Raw genomic sequence first — 17,664 nt, 5'->3', positions numbered from 1 at the left:
GGACGGGAAACCGCCCACACGTTTCCTGGGACTGCTCTACAGACCGCGTGTGCGAAGCCACGCATCGGTCAGTTCGCGGAAGCGGCCGGCCATGTCGGCGACCGCTGCCTCGTCATCCATCTTGCCGGCCATCCAGGCGCGGGCGGCATCGACGAAGATCGTGCGGCCAACGGCAAAACCCTTCACGGCCGGCGCAACCGTCGTCGCTTCAAAGGCTTTCACCAGCTCCTCCGTCGGCGCTTCGAGACCAAGCAGCACGATACCACGGCAATAGGCATCATTTTTGGCGATGACCGCCTCGATGTTCTTCCACGCACCGCTCGATGCCTGCGGCTCCAGCTTCCACCAGTCCGGCTTGATGCCGAGATCGTAGAGTTCCTGCAGCGCGGTCGACACCGTATCATCCTTGAGCGGCCCGTTCTTGCCGGCGATGATCTCGATCAACAGTTCGCGACCGACGCGGCGTGCCGCCTCGAACAGGGTGCGCAGCTTCTCCTGCTGCTCCTTCTTGAGGGCGGCCGGATCGTCCGGATGGTAGAAGCACAGGCACTTGATGCAATGGTCGAGCGGCCATTCCACCAGTTGCGAGCCGATGTCCTGGCTGAACTCGAAGCGCAGCGGCTTGGAGCCCGGCAATTCGACAGGCCGGCCGATCCAGGAAAAGTTCTGCGTGGCGGCATCGAAGAAGGCGTCGCGGCCGAAACGTTCGTCGATCAGCATGCCGTAACCCGGCCGGCCATCGGCGACACGGGCGGCGGCCTTGACGGTCAGGCGCTTGAACTCGGAAATCTTCTCGTGCGGCACCTTGAGTTCGTCGGCAACGTCGACGAGCTGCATGCGGTGATCGCAGGCGAGCGCCATCAGAAGCGGAATGTCGTCCTGCTTGCGGTTGGTCGCCCAGTGGATGTGGTTGATCGCCTCGTCCTTGCGCAGTGCCCGGTGCTTGCTGCCATTCTTCAGGAAGAAGGAGAGTTCGTCCCAGCTCGGATATTCCGGTGAGCAAAGCAGGCGGGAGACGGCGAAGGCGCCGCAGGCATTGGCCCAGGTCGCCGACGTCTTGTGATCTTCGCCGCGCAGCCAGCCGCGCAGGAAGCCGGACATGAAGGCATCGCCCGCGCCGAGCACATTATAGACCTCGATCGGAAAGCCGTCGCCGACGACGCCGTCTTCCAGGTCATCGGAGATCGGGCCGTCATAGACGATGCAGCCCATGGCGCCGCGTTTCAGCACGATGGTCGCGGGGGAAACAGCGCGAATGGCCTTGAGCGACGAGAGCACATCATCGGCGCCCGACGCGATCATGATCTCCTCTTCCGTGCCGACGATCAGGTCGCAATCCGGCAGGACGGATTTCATGATGCCAGACACGCGGTCGGACTTCACGTAGCGCTCGAAACCTTCCGCATGGCCGGCGAGGCCCCAGAGGTTGGGGCGGTAGTCGATGTCGAAGATGACCTTGCCGCCGTTCTCCTTGGCGATGCGGATCGCCTTGCGCTGCGCGGCTTCGGTGTTGGGCCGGGAAAAATGCGTGCCGGAGACCAGCACGGCGCGCGAGGAGCGCACGAAGGCCTCGTCCACGTCGCCCTCGTCGAGCGCCATGTCGGCACAGTCGGTGCGCACGAAAATCATCGGCGAGACGCCTTCGGATTCGATGGCGAGCAGCACCAGCGCGGTAAGGCGGTCCTTGTCGGTCCTGATACCCTCGACATTGACGCCTTCGCGGGCGGATTGCTCGCGGATGAAGCGACCCATCTGCTCGTCGCCAACGCGGGTGATGAGCGCCGATTTGAGGCCGAGACGGGCGGTGCCGATCGCGATATTGGCCGGGCAGCCGCCGACGGACTTGGCGAAGGAGGCGGTGTCTTCGAGCCGCGTGCCGAGCTGTTGGCCATAGAGGTCGACGGACGAGCGGCCGATCGTGATGACGTCGAGCGTCCTGTCGTGTTCGGTGTGCGGCATGTCTTCCTCCCGGTCTTGCGGCGCCGTCATGGGACGCGGCGGCATTGCGAGAAAATGAAACATGAATTCCATTATTATGTCAATTCGGAATATTCATTCCGTTTCTATTCCGCAGTATTTCGTTTGCCGGAGCGCCGCAGGCTGCGCCGCTTTTCGGCAATCGCGACGGGCAGGGCCATGGCGAGCGCCATGGAGGCGGAGAGCGAGCGGAAACCGGCATAATCGGCTTCCGAGACTTCGAACCAGTAGGTCGCGGAGGCGGCGAGCGGCGAGAAAACCGAGTCGGTGATCGCGACGATCGGCACGCCGCGTGCCGCCAGTTCCTGCGCCTGTGTCAGGCTCTCGGCGGCGTAGGGTGCAAAGCTCGCCGCGATGACCGCATCCTTGTTGGTCGCGAACTGCGTCATCTCGGGGTCGATGCCGTTCGGCGAGGCGATGATCTGGTGGCGGATGGCGAGTTTGCCGAAGGCATAGGCGATATGGGCGGTCAGCGGATAGGACCGGCGCTTGGCGACGAGATAGATGGTTTCCGCCCGCGCCAGCAGATCGACGGATTTCGAGAAGGTCTCGCCGTCGATGGTGCTGGCAAGCCGCGCAACCGACTGGCTCGCTGCCGTCAGGAAGCCGGAGAGCAGCTCGGTGTCGCTGTTGACCGCCGGTCCCGCTTCCAAGGTGAGAAGGCGCTCTTCGTAGGACAATGTGCGGTCGCGCAACCGGGCGCGAAAAACGTTCTGGAGGTCAGAAAAGCCTTCATAACCAAGGTGGTGGGCGAGGCGCACCAGCGTCGAGGGCTGCACGTCCGCCGCCGTCGCGATGCTCGCCGCCGTGCCGAAGGCCATCTCGTCCGGATTGGAAAGCGCATAGGCAGCGACTTGCGCTAGTCGCTTCGGCATGGTCGTCTTGCGCTCGATGATGACGCTGCGCAGGCTGTCGAAATCGCGCGGTACACGCGCCAAGGCCGCTTCTGTGTCGTTCATGGATTCAGTCCTCCTCGTGCGGCCATTCTGCTACGAATGAAATAAATATTCCATATTGCCAGAAAAGATAGTTTTCGTTCCAAATCTTTCCCGCTATGCATGGCGTCCAGAGCGCCCGTGTGGCGAGATATAGCAAGTCCAGCAAAACTGCGTAGCGGTTTTGCATCGGGAACTGCGCGTGAGGCAAACCGGAGGAGACGTCATGAAGGCCTTGGGAATCGGACTGATCGGCACGGGCTATATGGGCAAGTGCCATGCGCTCGCCTGGAACAATGTCAGCACGGTCTTCGGTGACGTCGACCGCCCGCGCCTCGTGCATCTCGCAGAAGCCAATGCGGACCTCGCGGCGAGCCGCGCCCGTGAATTCGGCTTCGCCAAATCGACGGCCAACTGGCGCGACCTGCTGTCAGACCCGGACGTCGACGTCATTTCCGTCACCACGCCCAACCAGTTCCATGCCGACATGGCCATCGCCGCCCTTGATGCCGGCAAACATGTCTGGTGCGAAAAGCCGATGGCGCCGGCCTTTGCCGATGCAGAGCGCATGCTCAGTGCCCAGCGCTCCTCCGGCAAGGTCGCCGTCATGGGGTACAATTACATCCAGAACCCCGTCATGCGGCACATCCGCTCGCTGCTTGACGAGGGCGCCATCGGCACGGTCAACCACGCCCGCATCGAGATGGACGAGGATTTCATGGCCGATCCGGAAGCGCTGTTCTACTGGAAGAGCGAGGCGTCCTCCGGTTATGGTGCGCTCGACGATTTCGCCGTGCATCCGCTGTCGCTGCTGTGGAGCCTGTTCGGCCATGTCGAGGCGGTCATCGCGTCGCTCGCAAAGCCCTATGCCGATCGTCCGCTGAAGGATGGCGGCCGTCGCGACGTCGAGAACCACGATATTGCCAGCGTGCTGATGCGCCTTCCCGGCGGCATTTCCGGCGTGCTGATGGCCAACCGTTCGGCCTGGGGCCGCAAGGGCCGCATCGCGTTGCAGATCTATGGTTCGAAGGGCTCGATCCTCTACGATCAGGAGCGCATGAACGAGTTCCAGCTCTACACGACGGATGGCCGCGCCACCGAACAGGGCTTTTCCACAATCCTGACGGCGCCGCACCACAAGCCCTATGACCGGTTCATTCCGGCGCCCGGTCACGGCCTCGGCTTCAACGATCTCAAGGTCATCGAATGCCGCGAACTGATTGCCGCGATCGCCGGCATGGCCTCGCATTCCATCGATTTCAACCATGGCCTGCGCATCGAGAAGTCCGTGCACGCCATGGCGGAGTCTTTCCGGCAGGGTCGCTGGATAGAAATCGCCGCTGAATGAGTTTCCGGCGACCGTGCCAAAAAAATCCGGTCGCCTCCTCATTGAAACAGCAAGGGCCATACGTAATACTCTCGGCAATAATGCCGGAGGGATGGGCATGTTCAAGCAAATACAGAGACGCTGGGCGCCGGTCCTCTTCGTCTCGATTGCTGTCATCGTGTTCAACACGAACGCCGCAGAGGCGAAACGCGTTGCACTGCTGATAGGCAATCAGAAATACGAAGAGACGGCCCAGCTCAACAACCCTGCGAACGATGTGGAGCTGATGCGCGCCTCGTTCGAAAGTGCTGGCTTTGATTCCGTCAAGACCGTGCTGGATCTCGACCGCGCCGCCATGGTGAAGGCGCTGCGCGAATTCGAGGACGATTCGGTCGATGCGGATATGGCGGTGGTTTATTATTCCGGCCACGCGATGGAGATGAACGGGGTCAACTACCTCATCCCCGTCGATGCGGCGCTGAAGAGCGACCGCGATGTCGAGGACGAGAGTGTCGCCATCGACCGCGTCCAGCGCTCGCTGGAAGGTGCCAAGAAGCTGAAGCTCTTCATTCTCGACGCCTGCCGCAACAATCCGTTCTCGCAGTCGATGACCCGGTCGATCGGCACCCGTGCCGTGACGCGTGGTCTCGCCCGCGTCGAACCCGAATCGGCCGACACGCTGATCGCCTTCGCGTCGAAGGCCGGCACGGTGGCGCTCGACGGCGAAGGCAAGAACAGCCCGTTTGCCACGGCCCTTTCCAAATACCTGACCGAACCCGGCCTCGACGTGCGCATCGCGCTCGGCAAGGTGCGCGACGAGGTGGTGGAAGCCACCAACCGCGAGCAGGAGCCCTTCGTCTACGGTTCGCTCGGTGGCGCGCAGATCTTCCTGAACATCAAGGAAGTGAACATCAACGTCACCAACAGCGGCAACACGCAGGAGGTCTCGCCGAACGGCCAGTCCGAAGCGGCGGCCGACTGGCAGAACATCCGCGACCTCGCCGACGAAGACCTGATCAACGCCTTCATCGCCAAACACGGTAAGGACCCGGTCTACAAGATGCTGGCGGAGAAGAAGCTCGCCAGCCTTCAGGAGGCCACCCAGAACGAGGGCCAGGACGCGGCTACGATCGCCTGGGAGGCGCTGAAGGAATCGACCGATGCGGCCGCCTTGCAGCGCTTCATCGAGCGTTATCCGGACAGCTCGCACCGCAGCAGCGCCGAGCAGTTGATCGCCGCGCTCGAGCCGAAGAAGGGCCTCAGCGTCGATCTCGCCTCGAAGGAAACGGCCGCTTCGCGGGATTGTTTCCTGCTTGCCGGCGAACCGCAATCGCTGCCCGGCTTCATGGGCGTCAACTTCCTGAAGATCGATGCCAAGCGGGCGCTTTCCGCCTGCGCGCAGGCCGTCAACGAAAACCCGTCCGACGGCATGCTGGTGAACCTTCTCGGCCGTTCGCATGACGCCGACCGCAACTATGTCGAAGCACGTCGCAACTACGAAAAGGCGATCGAGCTCGGCAACATGTACGCGCTCACCAACCTTGCCTGGTTCTCGGTCTACGGCACGGACGGCGCGGTCGACGTGCCGAAGGGTCTCTCGATGTTCGAGAAGGCCTCGATTGCCGGCAATTCCTACGCCCAGGCCTCGCTCGGCTGGCTCTACCGCGAAGGTTACGGCGGCACACGCCAGGACTATAATGAAGCGGTGAAGTGGTACCAGCAGTCGGCCAATCAGGGCTACGCCAATGCCATGGCGACGATGGGCTGGTTCTACCGCGAAGGCCTCGGCGTGTCGCAGGATTATGTCCAGTCGCTGACCTGGTACCGCAAGGCTGCGGATGCCGGCGACGCCAATGCCATGTCCTCGCTCGGCTGGGCCTACCAGAACGGCCTCGGCACGGCGCAGGATTATGCGGAAGCCAAGGTCTGGTACGAGAAAGCCGCCAATATCGGCGATTCCTACTCCATGGCCTCGCTTGCCTGGCTCTATGACGTCGGCAACGGCGTGAAGCAGGACTATGTCGAAGCCCGCTACTGGTATGAGAAGGCCGCCAATTCCGGCAGCGCATACGCCATGGGCAACCTGTCGCGTCTCTACGATCAGGGCCTCGGCACGCCGGCGGATGCCAAGGAGGCTGTCCGCTGGGCAGCCGCCAGCGTCGAAAGCGGCGATCCCGCCAAGCTGAAGGAACTCAAGGAAACACCGGCCAACTTCACGGTCGCCTTCCGCAAGGAGATGCAGAACCTCCTCAAGGAACGCGGCTATTACAGCGGCACGGCCGATGGCGAATTCGGTGCCGCGACGCTTGCGGCAATCGACAAGCTCGCGACCGGCCGCAACGACAGCAGCTCGCTGTCGAGCACGACGACGACCACCACCACGACCAGCCAGTCGACGCTGACGCTGAGTGGTTCGGATACCGACCAGTGCTATGAACTTGCCGGTGAACCGAACCTGCGCCCGGGCTTCCTCGGAAAGCTCTTTGCGCAGATCGACTATGGCCGCGCGATCTCCGTCTGCGAAGCGGCGCTCAATGCCAATCCGTCGGACAACTCGATCCGCAACATGGTCGGCCGTGCCCACGACGCCGCGAAGAATTTTGCGAAGGCGCGCGAGCACTACCAGAAGGCAGCCGACGAGGGGAACCTCTACGCGCTGACCAACCTTGCCTGGTACTCGATCTATGGCACCGATGGGCCGGTCGACATGGCCAAGGGCACCCGCATGTTCGAGCAGGCCTCGAATGCCGGCAACCCCTATGCCCAGGCCTCCCTCGGCTGGCTCTATCGCGAAGGCTACAACGGCACGCGCAAGGACTATGACGAGGCGATCAAGTGGTACCGCAAAGCGGCCGAGCAGGGCTATGCCAATGCACAGGCCACGATGGGCTGGTTCTACCGCGAAGGCCTCGGCACGACGCGCGACTACGCAGCCTCGCTCGACTGGTACAAGAAGGGCGCGGAAGGCGGCGACATCAACGCCATGTCCTCCGTGGGCTACGCCTATCAGTCGGGCCTCGGCGTTGCTGTCGACTATGTCGAAGCGCGCAACTGGTACGAAAAGGCAGCCGCCCAGAACGACTACTACTCGATGGCCTCCATCGGTTGGCTCTACGACGTGGGCAACGGCGTGAAGCAGGACTTTAACGAGGCCCGCAACTGGTACGAAAAAGCCGCGAATGGTGGCAACACCTACGCCATGGGCAACCTGTCCCGCCTGTTTGACCAGGGCCTCGGCACGCGCGCCAACGCCAAGGAGGCTGCCCGCTGGGCCGCTGCCAGCGTCGAAGGTGGCGACCAGGGCAAGCTGCAGGAACTCAAGGGCTCACCGGCGAACTTCACGCCGCAGTTCCGCAAGGAGTTCCAGCAGATCCTCAGGGATCGTGGCTATTACAACGGCCCGATCGACGGTGATTTCGGCGCCTCGACGCAGAACGCGATCGATCGCCTCGCCGCCCGCACCTGACGCTCCCGTCGGTCCTGAAACAAAAAAGCCGCTGGAAACCGATCGTTTCCAGCGGCTTTTCTTTGGTCCTCGGTCAGGCTGCGAGCTTGAGCAGCCAGGCGTCGTGCTCCTTCAGGAAGACCTTCAACCGTTCCGGATAGTCCTCCGCCACCGCCGTGCGTACACTCGCGCGCCGCATCAGGGCAGCGCGCCAGGCAGCGACCTTTTCAAACCCATCCAAAACGCCGGTGGGCGCCACCGTGTCGAAGACGTCGAAGTAACGGAAGATCGGGGCGAAAACGGCATCGACGAGACTGAAGTTGCCGCCGGCAAAGAAGGGGCCGGCGCCGAGTGCGGCTTCGACCCGTGTGAATTTTTCGCTGAGGGCCTGGCGTTTCGCGGCGTAGGTTTCGGCGTCCTTCGCGGTCTCGAACCCCCAGAGATCCGACAGGATGGAAGAGCCGAACTCCATCCAGCCACGGTGCTGCGCCCGCACGAGCGGGTCGGCCGGATGAAGCGGCGTGTCCGTCTGCGTATCTTCCAGATACTCGCAGATGACCGCGCTTTCGAACAGCACGGCTTCGCTGCCATCCTCGCGTTGGATGAGTAGGAGCGGCACCTTGCCGAGGGGCGACATGGCAAGAAACCAGTCGGGTTTCGCCGCAAGGTCGATCGTGCGGCGTTCAAACGCCACGCCCTTTTCGGCAAGCGCTATGGCAGCGCGCTGGACATAGGGGCAGAGGTGGTGGCTGACCAGGGTGAGCGTGGCGCCAGTCGGGAGCGTGGGGTGAGGCATGGCGTGTCTCCGGTTCAAAATGGATGCAATTGCATATATGTATGCTTGCCATCACCGTCAAGATGCATGTAATTGCATCTATGCTCGACTCATCGCCCGATCAGACCCGCACGCCCTCCGCTGCCACGACACGGCTCTGGATCGCACTCATGCGCACCCAGCGCATCCTGCTGGCCGCCATCGAACAGGATCTGAAAGCCGCGGACCTGCCACCGCTCGGCTGGTACGACGTTCTCTGGGAATTGGTGCGCGCGGAAAAGGGGAGGCTGCGGCCCTTCGAAATCGAGGCGCATACATTGCTTGCGCAGCACAACCTCTCCCGGCTTCTCGACCGGATGGAGGAGGCAGGCCTCGTTCGCCGCGAGGTTTTTCCGCAGGACGGCCGCGGCCGCTGGGTTCTCGTCACCGAGGCCGGCCGTGCGATGCAGCAGCGTATCTGGACGGTCTATGGCGCATCCATAGAGCGCCATCTCGGCGAAAAACTGGCCGACGCGGACGCCGATCAACTGGCCGGTCAGCTCGCCCGCCTGATTCGCGGGTGAGCAAAAAAGCAAAACGCCGGGGCACGAGGCCCCGGCGTTTCCATGTCTGAGTGCCTGTTCCGGATCAGAGCAGGAAGTCGTCCGAATAGTACTTCGTCAGGCCGGCATTGATCTCGAAATCCGCGCGGCCGTCGCCATTGATGTCACCGGAGATGACCGTGCCGGAGTAGCGCAGTTCACCTGCCGTGCCGGAGAACGATGCCTTACCGATGAACTCGAAGGCCTGGTTGCCGCTACGACCTGTATTGGCGTCAATGTCGCGCAGGTCGATGACATCGCCCTGGCTGTCCGGATTGAAGTCATCGATGACGTCGCGCAGCGAACCCACGCGGCTGTCGGAGGTTTTCGTGAAGCGGAATGTATCGGCGCCGGTGCCGCCGACCAGGAAGTCGTTGCCAGCACCGCCGACGAGGAGGTCGTTGCCCGAACCACCGACGAGATCGTCGTTACCGTTGCCGCCATACAGGCGGTCATTGCCGGCCTCGCCGTAGAGGTCGTCATCGCCGTCGTCGCCGTAGAGGATATCCACGCCGTTGCCGCCATAAAGTCGGTCGTTGCCGGCAAGCCCCTCGAGTTGGTCATTGCCGCTGCCGCCCTTGAGCAGATTATTGCCCGCGGTACCGATCAGTGTGTCGGCATAGGCGGTGCCGACGACGTTCTCGATGCTCGTCAGCTTCTCCAGACGACCCGTAACGGCCTTGGCATAGCCTTCATCGAGATCGACATAGATGCCACGACCCTTCTCGCTGCTCGAATCCTGCAGCGAATAGCTGATCGTATCCGTGCCGGAACCGCCGTTGAAGGTGTTCTTGAAACCGACGGAATAGAAGGTATCGTTTCCGGCGTCGCCGTTATAGACGCTCTGATAGGTCTTCACGTTGAATACGTCGTTGCCATCGCCGCCGCTGACGACATCATACTCGCCGGAGGCCTTTGCCGCGCCGCTATGGACGTAGATGTCGTTGCCCGAGCCGAGGTAGATATCGTTGTTTCCCTCGAAGCTGTTGCGAACAATATCGTTGCCGCTGCCGGCCTCGACATAATTGTTCCCACCGCGGCTATCGATACGGTTCAACACGATTTCGTCGTCACCGCCATAGGCGTAGACATCCATCGGGCCCCGGGAATTCTGCACGATAAGATCGTCACCGTTCGTACCTTTAACAACCACAACCATTTTCGTTTCCTTTCCGCATCAACAACTTGTTGCACGATATCTATCGCCGACAAGCTGAACCGGTGTTGAACAAAGTCGCTGCGAGCGGCGATTTCGAGGCAGAACGGGGGAATTTTGCGGGCAGCGGGGTGCTGCGGCCGTGAAGCGCGTCATCCGCCTACAATTGACACTGTGTGGATCGCCCTGTGGTGCCTCTGCACCTTCCCGCCATACATAGCTGTATATATTGGCAAGGCATTTCAGCCTTTTCGCCAAAAAGCTCTTGATCACCGAGGTCTTTGCCCGTATCAGGGCGGCGAGCGGAGAGGTGGCCGAGTGGTCGAAGGCGCTCCCCTGCTAAGGGAGTATACCGGGAACGGTATCGAGGGTTCGAATCCCTTCTTCTCCGCCAGTTTTCTTTATCTATGCTAGAAATGTTGAACACTCTGATTGTTAAGGGTTTGCAGGCTGCTGCCTCGGAACAGAAGAGGAGCCGCTGTGTTCCCCGTCAGCGCCTATGGCACAGAAATGAGGGGTTGATTTAAGGCGTGTTCGGGTTCTCGTCGAAGACGAAGGAACGAACATGAATATGAAGTCGACAGGCGTCAAACGCTCCGCCGAACGTGTGGTCAAGGAAATCCGCCGGGCGACACGGCGGCACTTTTCATCAAAGACAAGATCGATCTCTCCGGAATCGATGCGCGGTCGACGATTTCTGGCAATCAGGCCCTCACTTTTATCGGGACAAAGGAATTCAGCGAGCAAGCTGGAGAGCTTCGCTATTTCAAGAAGGGCGGCGACACCTTTCTCTATGGCGATCTGAAGGGTGACGCAGGCATCGACTTTTCTATCCGTCTCGACAGGGCGATCGATCTCAAAAGCACTGATTTCATTTTATAGTGCAGCGGCGCCCAATTGCGCCCCTTCATTCAGCAGGTCCCGCTTCGTGCGGGGCCTTTGTCATTTTCGGACGCGGCGCCGGGAACAGGATCGTGACCGCTGCCATAAGGCCCATGGGTCCATATCCTTCGGAGCGGCTCGCTTGGTTCGTCGTGACAGTTCCGCGACTCGGTGCGAATCGTCTTGCCGAGTCGCGTCTTCCGATTCTCGGTTTCCACCGACTTTCGGACAACGATAGTCACGGGCGAGCGCGTCAAAACCGTCTGGTCGCCACCTTCTGGCGCGGTGTTTGCCCCCTTCTTGCCCCGGTTATGGCATTTCCTTCAGGCAGGGTAGGATCGCTAAGTGCCCGCTTCATAAGGCATTTTGTTAAGAATCCATAAACTTTTAGCGATCCAGCCTGCCATTTTGTGTCCTTTCCGCAACAGCGTTGGGCGAAGGCTGACACAAATCCCGCCTCGTTTCAGTTTGGAGATTGCTTACGGAACCGCGTCGAGTATTTTCAACCTCGGAAGAAGGGGCGGTTGATCGTCCGCTTCCTGAACTTGGGTATGGGGCAGGGAACGCTGTCCTTCAGCAAAAAACCCAGACCCGTTTGAAACTTTTTGACTGGAGGTCAGAAATGAACATCAAGAGCCTTCTTATCGGCTCCGCTGCAGCTCTCGCAGCAGTATCCGGCGCCCAGGCTGCTGACGCTATCGTCGCTGCTGAGCCGGAGCCCATGGAATACGTTCGCGTTTGCGACGCATTCGGCACGGGTTACTTCTACATTCCGGGTACCGAAACCTGCCTGCAGATCAGCGGCTACGTTCGTTTCCAGATGAACTTCGCTCAGGACGTCGCTGGCGTTGACGGCGACGAAGACGGCTACAACTACAACAGCCGTGGTTACATCTCGCTCGACGCCAAGAGCGACACCGAGCTCGGCACGCTGACCGGTCATATCGACCTTCAGGCTGACTCCAACGATGGTCAGACGAAGCTCGACGGCGCCTGGATCCAGCTCGGCGGCTTCAAGGCCGGTTACTTCTACGGCTTCTGGGATAAGGGCATCAACGGCGAAACCGACATCAACGACTCCGGTTTCGCGGCGATCTACAATTCCGTATCCTACACCTATGAAGCTGGCGCTTTCTCGGCTTCGGCTGCGATCGACAACTTCAACGACTTCTCGGATAAGGACGTCCCTGGGCAGGCGTTCTCCAAGTGGTCTGACGACTGGGGTGTTTCGGCTCAGGTCTCGGGTGCCTTCGGTGCCGTTTCCGCTGACCTGCTCGCTTCCTACGACTTCGACGCTGAAGCAGTTGCTCTCCGTGGTTTGATCTCGGCTGACATCGGCCCGGGCCAGCTGCAGGCATTCGGTGTCTGGGCTTCCGACACGAACCGTTACTGGGCGATCTCCGAGTGGTCGGCTGCTGTCTCCTACAAGGCACAGATCAACGAAAAGCTCTCGATCACCCCCGGCTTCCAGTACTTCGGTAACCTCGGTGGCACCGGCCTCAACGTTGATGGCCCGGACTGGAAGGGTTCGGACTTCGGCAGCGACGACGCTTGGCGCGCTGGCGTGACGCTCGACTACGAAATCGTCAAGGACCTCACCACCAAGGTTAGCGTTCAGTACGACGACGTTGACGGCGAAGACGATGGCAACTGGAACGGCTTCGTCCGTCTTCAGCGCTCGTTCTAATCTGATCTGACTTCGGTCAGTGATGGGAGACCCGGCTTTCGAGCCGGGTCTTTTTCGTTTCGTCGAGAAGAATGGCAAACTGCGCGGTGTGAGCGTCGGGTTGCGCCCGTCTTCAGCCAGGGAATGCTGCTAGAAAGTCCCGGACAGATGAAAAGATGTCCGGATGATGCAGGAGCGGCGCGTGGCCCTGTCCCGGGGCGGTCACGGTTTTGACGGCTGAAGAGTGTGTGGCCATGCGGGCGAGGGTTTCCTGCGAGAGCAGGCGTGAATGGTCGCCGCGCACGACGAGCAATGGCACCTTTGCCAGCAATTCGAATTGCGGCCAGAGGGTTGCTAGCGGTTTCGAGAAATCGATCGCCTGCAACTGATCCGTCAGTTTCGGGTCGTAGTCCGTGACAAGCCGTCCCGCCTTTTCAGTGTAAAGCGCGTCAGCCATGTCGAGCCAGTCCGTACGGGAGAGGGCGGGGAAGGCAGCGCCATGGATGTGCGCCAGCCCGTCGGCCGCGTCGTCGAGAGTGGCTGGTGACGATCGCTGAGAGAGATAATCCCGGATATCCCGCAAGCCATCGGCCTCGATTTCCGGGCCGATATCGTTGAGGACGGCGCCGGCAATCAGGTCCGGCTTCAATGCGGCCATGACATGCAGGATGAGCCCACCCCGCGAGGTCCCCACGAAGATGGCGCGGGCGATGCCGAGCGCTGCGCAGACGGTGATGACGTCGCGGCATTCGATGCCGATATTGTAGTTTTCCGGGTTCGGATCGTAATCAGAGAGCCCGCGGCCGCGATAGTCGAGCGCGATCACGCGGCGTGGCGCACTGGGATCCTGCGCGACGAGCCGTGCGAATGGGTGGAAATCCCGCACGTTGCGGCTGAGGCCGGGCAGGCAGATGACGGGAAGGCGCTCCTGGGCTGCGCATGGCGGGTTGCCGGCAGGGTAGAGACGGGCGTGAAGTCTCAGTCCGTCTTCCGCTGTAAAGAAACGGCTTTCAAAAACATCCATGGTTTGTCCCTGTCGTGCGCTGTCTATGCGGTGGCAGGCAGCGTAGACAGGCGGCAACGTCAGGACAAGGCATGAAGGGTTTCGCGGCGCAAAGGACGAGCGGGCTCCAGCCGATCTCAGCGCCCGACGCTGAGATCGTGCACGATGTCGGCCGTCTGGCCGAGCCGGGTCTTATAGACCTGATAGTTCTCCATCACGCGCTGCACATAGCCTCGGGTCTCGGAGAAGGGGATACGTTCGATCCAGTCGACAACCTCGTCGATCGACTTGCCGCGCGGGTCGCCGTAGCGGGCGATCCATTGCGGCACACGGCGCGGGCCGGCATTGTAGGCGATGAAGGTCAGCACGTAGGATCCGCCGAAATCGCTGATCTGCTCGCCGAGATAATGCGCGCCGAGCGTCGCGTTGTAGGCGGCGTCGGTGGTCAGGCGTTCCTTGGAATAGGCAAGGCCGTAGCGTTTCGCCACGCCCTGCGCCGTGCCCGGCATCAGTTGCAGCAACCCCTGCGCGTTGGCAGGCGAGACTGCGGCCGGGTTGAACGCGCTTTCCTGGCGCGCGATGGCATAGGCGAGCGCCTTGCCGGAACCGGCAATATTGGCGCCATCGGGAATGACGCCGATAGGGAAGGCGAGGGCCGCGACGTCGATGCCGCGTCCGAAGGCGATCTTTCCGATCTGCAGCGAAAGCTGGTGGTTGGCGCCTTTTTCCGCCTGCGCGGCAAGAAGGGCAAGCTCGCCGGGGTTCATCAACTCGCCGGCCAGTGCGCGGTAGAGGCTGTCGGCACGCCAGCCATGGCCGGCGGCCTGCAGGCGGGCGATCGCCTTGACTGCTTCGCGCTGGCGAAAGCGCTCGCGCTCTTCGGCCGACGGGGTGGGATAGGAAACGTTGAGCGCCTTGTGACCGAGCCGCGCGCCGGCGAGTTGTCCGTAGAACGTACCCGGATAGTTGGCGGCCTTGGTAAAATACTCTTTCGCATCGCCCGGTCCGCCCTTTTCCGCCGCACGGCCGAGCCAATACCAGGCGCGGGACACGGAAAGCGGACGGTCGGAGGTCTGCAGGATACGCTGGAAATGGCTCGCCGCGACCTTTGCATCGCCGAGATCGCGCAGCGCGTACCAGCCGGCGTGGAATTCCGCCTCGACGATATCCGTCGGGTCATCCGCGCCGTGGCGGGCGGCCACGCGGTAAGCGTCGCGATAGTCGCCGAGATCGGCAAGGCCGCGACTGACGATGCGCTGTTCGTTCCACCAGGCGCCCGGATTGACGAGGCGCGCCGGATCCTCCGGCATTGCGGCAAAGAGCTTGCCAGCCGCGCGGTATTCTTCCTTGTTGCGAAGGTAGCGGATGCGCAGGAACGTGTAGGCCGGATCCTTCTGCCAGCTCGCATCGACGGCCTTGATTAGGTCGCTGGCGGTCTTGTTCTTGCGCAGGACCGCCGCCCAGGCACGATAGAGCGACTGCGCCTTGCCGAGATCGCCGAAACGCTGCGCCTGGTCGGCGCGGTCGCGATAAAGCAGCATCTCCATGCGGGTCTTGTGGTCGGCGGCGGTGAGCAGGGTCCCGAACTCATCGAGAACCCTGTTTTCGATATCCTTGGAGAGGGTCTCCTTCTGCCAGAAGGATCGCAGGACTTCGCCGGCGCGCGCCGAATTGCCGGTCGCGACCAGCGCGCGGCACAACACGAGAGCGCCTTCCGCCGTTTCCGGGCGCGTCGTGCCGAAGGCGGCAAGAACATTGGCGTTCGGTGGGTTTTCGCGCGCAAGTGCCCGTTCGGAGTTGGCGCGCAGCGCCTTCAGCCCGGGCCAGCCTTTCAGCTCGCGCTGGGCGGCGGCGATTTCCCACGAGGGCACGCCGCGCTGGCCGGAGACGGCGATGGCCCAGGTCAGGATATGCCGGTCGAGGCTGTCGGAGGGGAGGCGGTCCCGCGCCGAAATGGCCGTCGCCGCATCCCGGTTGGAAAGGGCATCGAGGCCGTCGCGCAACGCGGCGCTGACCGGTTCGGGATTGTCCAGCCGCGGAATGGCATTGGTGATGACGTCCTTCGACGGCATGTCGGCGGCAAAGCCGAGCGGCTTTATTGCGGGGATTCCGGTGTTCTCAGCCTCTACGGGCGAGGAGCGCAATGCGAGGCCGGCAATTCCGGCAAGCAGCAGGGCGCAAAGGGCGAAACTGTTTGTCGAGATCATGTCATGTCCCGGATGCCTGGCAGGCGGCGCGTCTGACCGTCACTTTCCACCTGATCTTTGACAATCATTAACCCTTTGTTGCCTTAACGAAACCTTAATGGCCGCCCTCACTAAGCCGTGAAGGCAAGCGCATTCCCGTCGACGGATCACGCAAAGCGAATATTCGCGTGCCCAACGTCATTTCCGCCTTGATTGTGCATGAAAAACGCCCGCACCGCCGCTTGCCGCATGACAATCGCACGACTATTGTGCCAGCGTTTTTAACCATGGAATACGGCCAAAGCATGTAAGCCTCCGGGCGGCTTTGGCCTCAGGAGTTCTCGATGTTCAAGGGATCCATTCCCGCTCTCGTCACCCCGTTCACCGATGCCGGCGCCGTCGATGAGGACGCGTTCGCTGCGCATGTCGAATGGCAGATCGGCGAAGGCAGCCACGGCCTCGTTCCGGTCGGCACCACCGGCGAATCGCCGACGCTGTCGCATGACGAGCACAAACGGGTGGTGGAACTCTGCATCAAGGTCTCTGCCGGTCGCGTTCCGGTGATCGCCGGTGCCGGCTCGAACAACACGAAGGAAGCGATCGATCTCGCCCAGCATGCCGAAAAGGCCGGTGCGGACGCCATCCTCGTCGTGACACCCTATTACAACAAGCCGACGCAGAAGGGGCTTTTCGCCCATTATGCGGCGATTGCCGGCAGCGTGAAGCTGCCGATCATCATCTACAACATTCCCGGCCGCTCCGTCGTCGACATGACGCCGGAGACGATGGGCGCGCTGCACAAGGCGCATCCGTCGATCCTCGGCGTCAAGGACGCGACGGGCAAGATCGAGCGCGTCTCGGAACAGCGCATTGCCTGCGGCAAGGATTTCGTCCAGCTCTCCGGCGAGGACGCGACCGCGCTCGGCTTCAATGCCCATGGCGGTACCGGCTGTATTTCGGTGACGGCCAATGTCGCGCCGCGCCTCTGCGCGGAGTTCCAGGAAGCCACGCTTGCTGGCGACTATGCCGCGGCGCTGGAATACCAGGACAAGCTGATGCCGCTGCACAAGGCGATCTTCCTCGAGCCGGGGCTTTGCGGCGCAAAATACGCGCTGAACCGCACCCGCGGCATGAACCGCTTCGTGCGGTCGCCGCTGCTGCCGACATTGGAACCGGGCACGGAGGCAGCCATCGACGCGGCGCTTCGCCACGCCGGCCTGCTGAACTGATATGGCAACGAAGGCACGCCCGGCGACGGTCAAGAAAGTTGTGGCGGAAAACCGCAAGGCCCGCTTCAACTACGAGATCATCGATACCTACGAGGCCGGTCTGGTTCTGACCGGCACGGAGGTCAAGTCGTTGCGCGAAGGCAAGGCGAATATCGCGGAATCCTACGCGTCGGACGAGGGCGGCGAGATCTGGCTGATCAATTCCTATCTGCCGGAATACCTGCAGGCGAATCGCTTCAACCACGAGACCCGTCGGCGGCGCAAGCTTCTGCTCTCCAAGCGCGAGATCCAGCGCCTGCGCATCGCCATCAACCGGGAAGGCATGACGCTTGTGCCGCTGAAGGTCTACTTCAACGATGTCGGGCGGGCCAAGATCGAAATCGCGCTCGCCAAGGGCAAGAAGCTGCACGACAAGCGCGAGACGGAAAAGGAACGCGACTGGAACCGCCAGAAGGGGCGGTTGCTGCGCGACCGGGGCTAACCCCTTCTCCGGCTTTTTCTT

12 protein-coding genes and 1 tRNA gene are annotated in these 17,664 nt (G+C 61.9%); 7 read left to right on the top strand and 6 right to left on the bottom strand.

Annotation, left to right across the window (positions count from 1 at the left end; all coding sequences use genetic code 11):
• Positions 1-36: 36 nt before the first annotated feature.
• Together GR138_RS17760 and GR138_RS17755 are read right to left on the bottom strand one after the other, a co-directional pair.
• Entirely contained in the window at positions 37-1,959 is a 1,923-nt protein-coding gene (locus tag GR138_RS17760; protein ID WP_160860584.1) for a bifunctional 5-dehydro-2-deoxygluconokinase/5-dehydro-2-deoxyphosphogluconate aldolase, read from the bottom strand.
• A 104-nt stretch (positions 1,960-2,063) separates the two neighbouring features.
• Positions 2,064-2,936, bottom strand: a complete 873-nt coding sequence (locus GR138_RS17755; protein WP_160860583.1) for a MurR/RpiR family transcriptional regulator — start codon at positions 2,934-2,936, stop codon at positions 2,064-2,066.
• 202 nt (positions 2,937-3,138) lie between these two features.
• On the opposite strand from GR138_RS17755, the gene GR138_RS17750 reads away from it, so the two are divergent.
• Together GR138_RS17750 and GR138_RS17745 are read left to right on the top strand one after the other, a co-directional pair.
• Entirely contained in the window at positions 3,139-4,260 is a 1,122-nt protein-coding gene (locus tag GR138_RS17750; protein WP_160860582.1) for a Gfo/Idh/MocA family protein, read from the top strand.
• Positions 4,261-4,357: 97 nt separating this feature from the next.
• Entirely contained in the window at positions 4,358-7,705 is a 3,348-nt protein-coding gene (locus tag GR138_RS17745; protein WP_160860581.1) for a caspase family protein, read from the top strand.
• A 73-nt stretch (positions 7,706-7,778) separates the two neighbouring features.
• Here the strand turns inward: GR138_RS17745 and GR138_RS17740 are convergent, their stop codons facing one another.
• Complete coding sequence (locus GR138_RS17740; protein WP_160860580.1) at positions 7,779-8,480, bottom strand: glutathione S-transferase family protein; 702 nt, start codon at positions 8,478-8,480, stop codon at positions 7,779-7,781.
• A 23-nt stretch (positions 8,481-8,503) separates the two neighbouring features.
• Here GR138_RS17740 and GR138_RS17735 point away from each other — a divergent pair, with 23 nt between their 5' ends.
• On the top strand, positions 8,504-9,022 hold the full coding sequence (locus GR138_RS17735; protein WP_160860579.1) for a MarR family winged helix-turn-helix transcriptional regulator: 519 nt from the start codon (positions 8,504-8,506) through the stop codon (positions 9,020-9,022).
• Between the two features lie 64 nt (positions 9,023-9,086).
• Here the strand turns inward: GR138_RS17735 and GR138_RS17730 are convergent, their stop codons facing one another.
• On the bottom strand, positions 9,087-10,199 hold the full coding sequence (locus GR138_RS17730) for a calcium-binding protein (RefSeq protein WP_160860578.1): 1,113 nt from the start codon (positions 10,197-10,199) through the stop codon (positions 9,087-9,089).
• Between the two features lie 301 nt (positions 10,200-10,500).
• Between GR138_RS17730 and GR138_RS17725 the strand changes: the two genes are divergently transcribed.
• Both GR138_RS17725 and GR138_RS17720 read left to right on the top strand, forming a co-directional pair.
• A tRNA-Ser gene (locus tag GR138_RS17725) sits at positions 10,501-10,590 on the top strand.
• 1,110 nt (positions 10,591-11,700) lie between these two features.
• The gene (locus GR138_RS17720; protein ID WP_160860577.1) at positions 11,701-12,765 is read left to right on the top strand and encodes a porin; all 1,065 of its coding nucleotides are present in this window, start codon (positions 11,701-11,703) and stop codon (positions 12,763-12,765) included.
• Positions 12,766-12,877: 112 nt separating this feature from the next.
• On the opposite strand, the gene GR138_RS17715 is transcribed toward GR138_RS17720, so the two are convergent.
• Both GR138_RS17715 and GR138_RS17710 read right to left on the bottom strand, forming a co-directional pair.
• Positions 12,878-13,768: an alpha/beta fold hydrolase gene (locus GR138_RS17715; protein ID WP_160860576.1), complete on the bottom strand. Its 891-nt coding sequence runs from the start codon at positions 13,766-13,768 to the stop codon at positions 12,878-12,880.
• Between the two features lie 116 nt (positions 13,769-13,884).
• Entirely contained in the window at positions 13,885-15,954 is a 2,070-nt protein-coding gene (locus GR138_RS17710; protein WP_160860575.1) for a lytic transglycosylase domain-containing protein, read from the bottom strand.
• Between the two features lie 323 nt (positions 15,955-16,277).
• Here GR138_RS17710 and dapA point away from each other — a divergent pair, with 323 nt between their 5' ends.
• The gene (gene dapA, locus GR138_RS17705) at positions 16,278-17,162 is read left to right on the top strand and encodes a 4-hydroxy-tetrahydrodipicolinate synthase (RefSeq protein WP_160860574.1); all 885 of its coding nucleotides are present in this window, start codon (positions 16,278-16,280) and stop codon (positions 17,160-17,162) included.
• A 1-nt stretch (position 17,163) separates the two neighbouring features.
• Positions 17,164-17,643 carry an SsrA-binding protein SmpB gene (smpB, locus tag GR138_RS17700; protein WP_160860573.1) on the top strand — a complete coding sequence of 160 codons (480 nt, stop codon included), beginning with the start codon at positions 17,164-17,166 and terminating at the stop codon, positions 17,641-17,643.
• Positions 17,644-17,664 lie beyond the last annotated feature (21 nt).

The sequence above is a fragment of the Shinella kummerowiae genome, assembly GCF_009827055.1.
Classification (GTDB): Bacteria; Pseudomonadota; Alphaproteobacteria; order Rhizobiales; family Rhizobiaceae; genus Shinella; species Shinella kummerowiae.
This window is presented reverse-complemented; position numbering and strand designations above follow the sequence as displayed.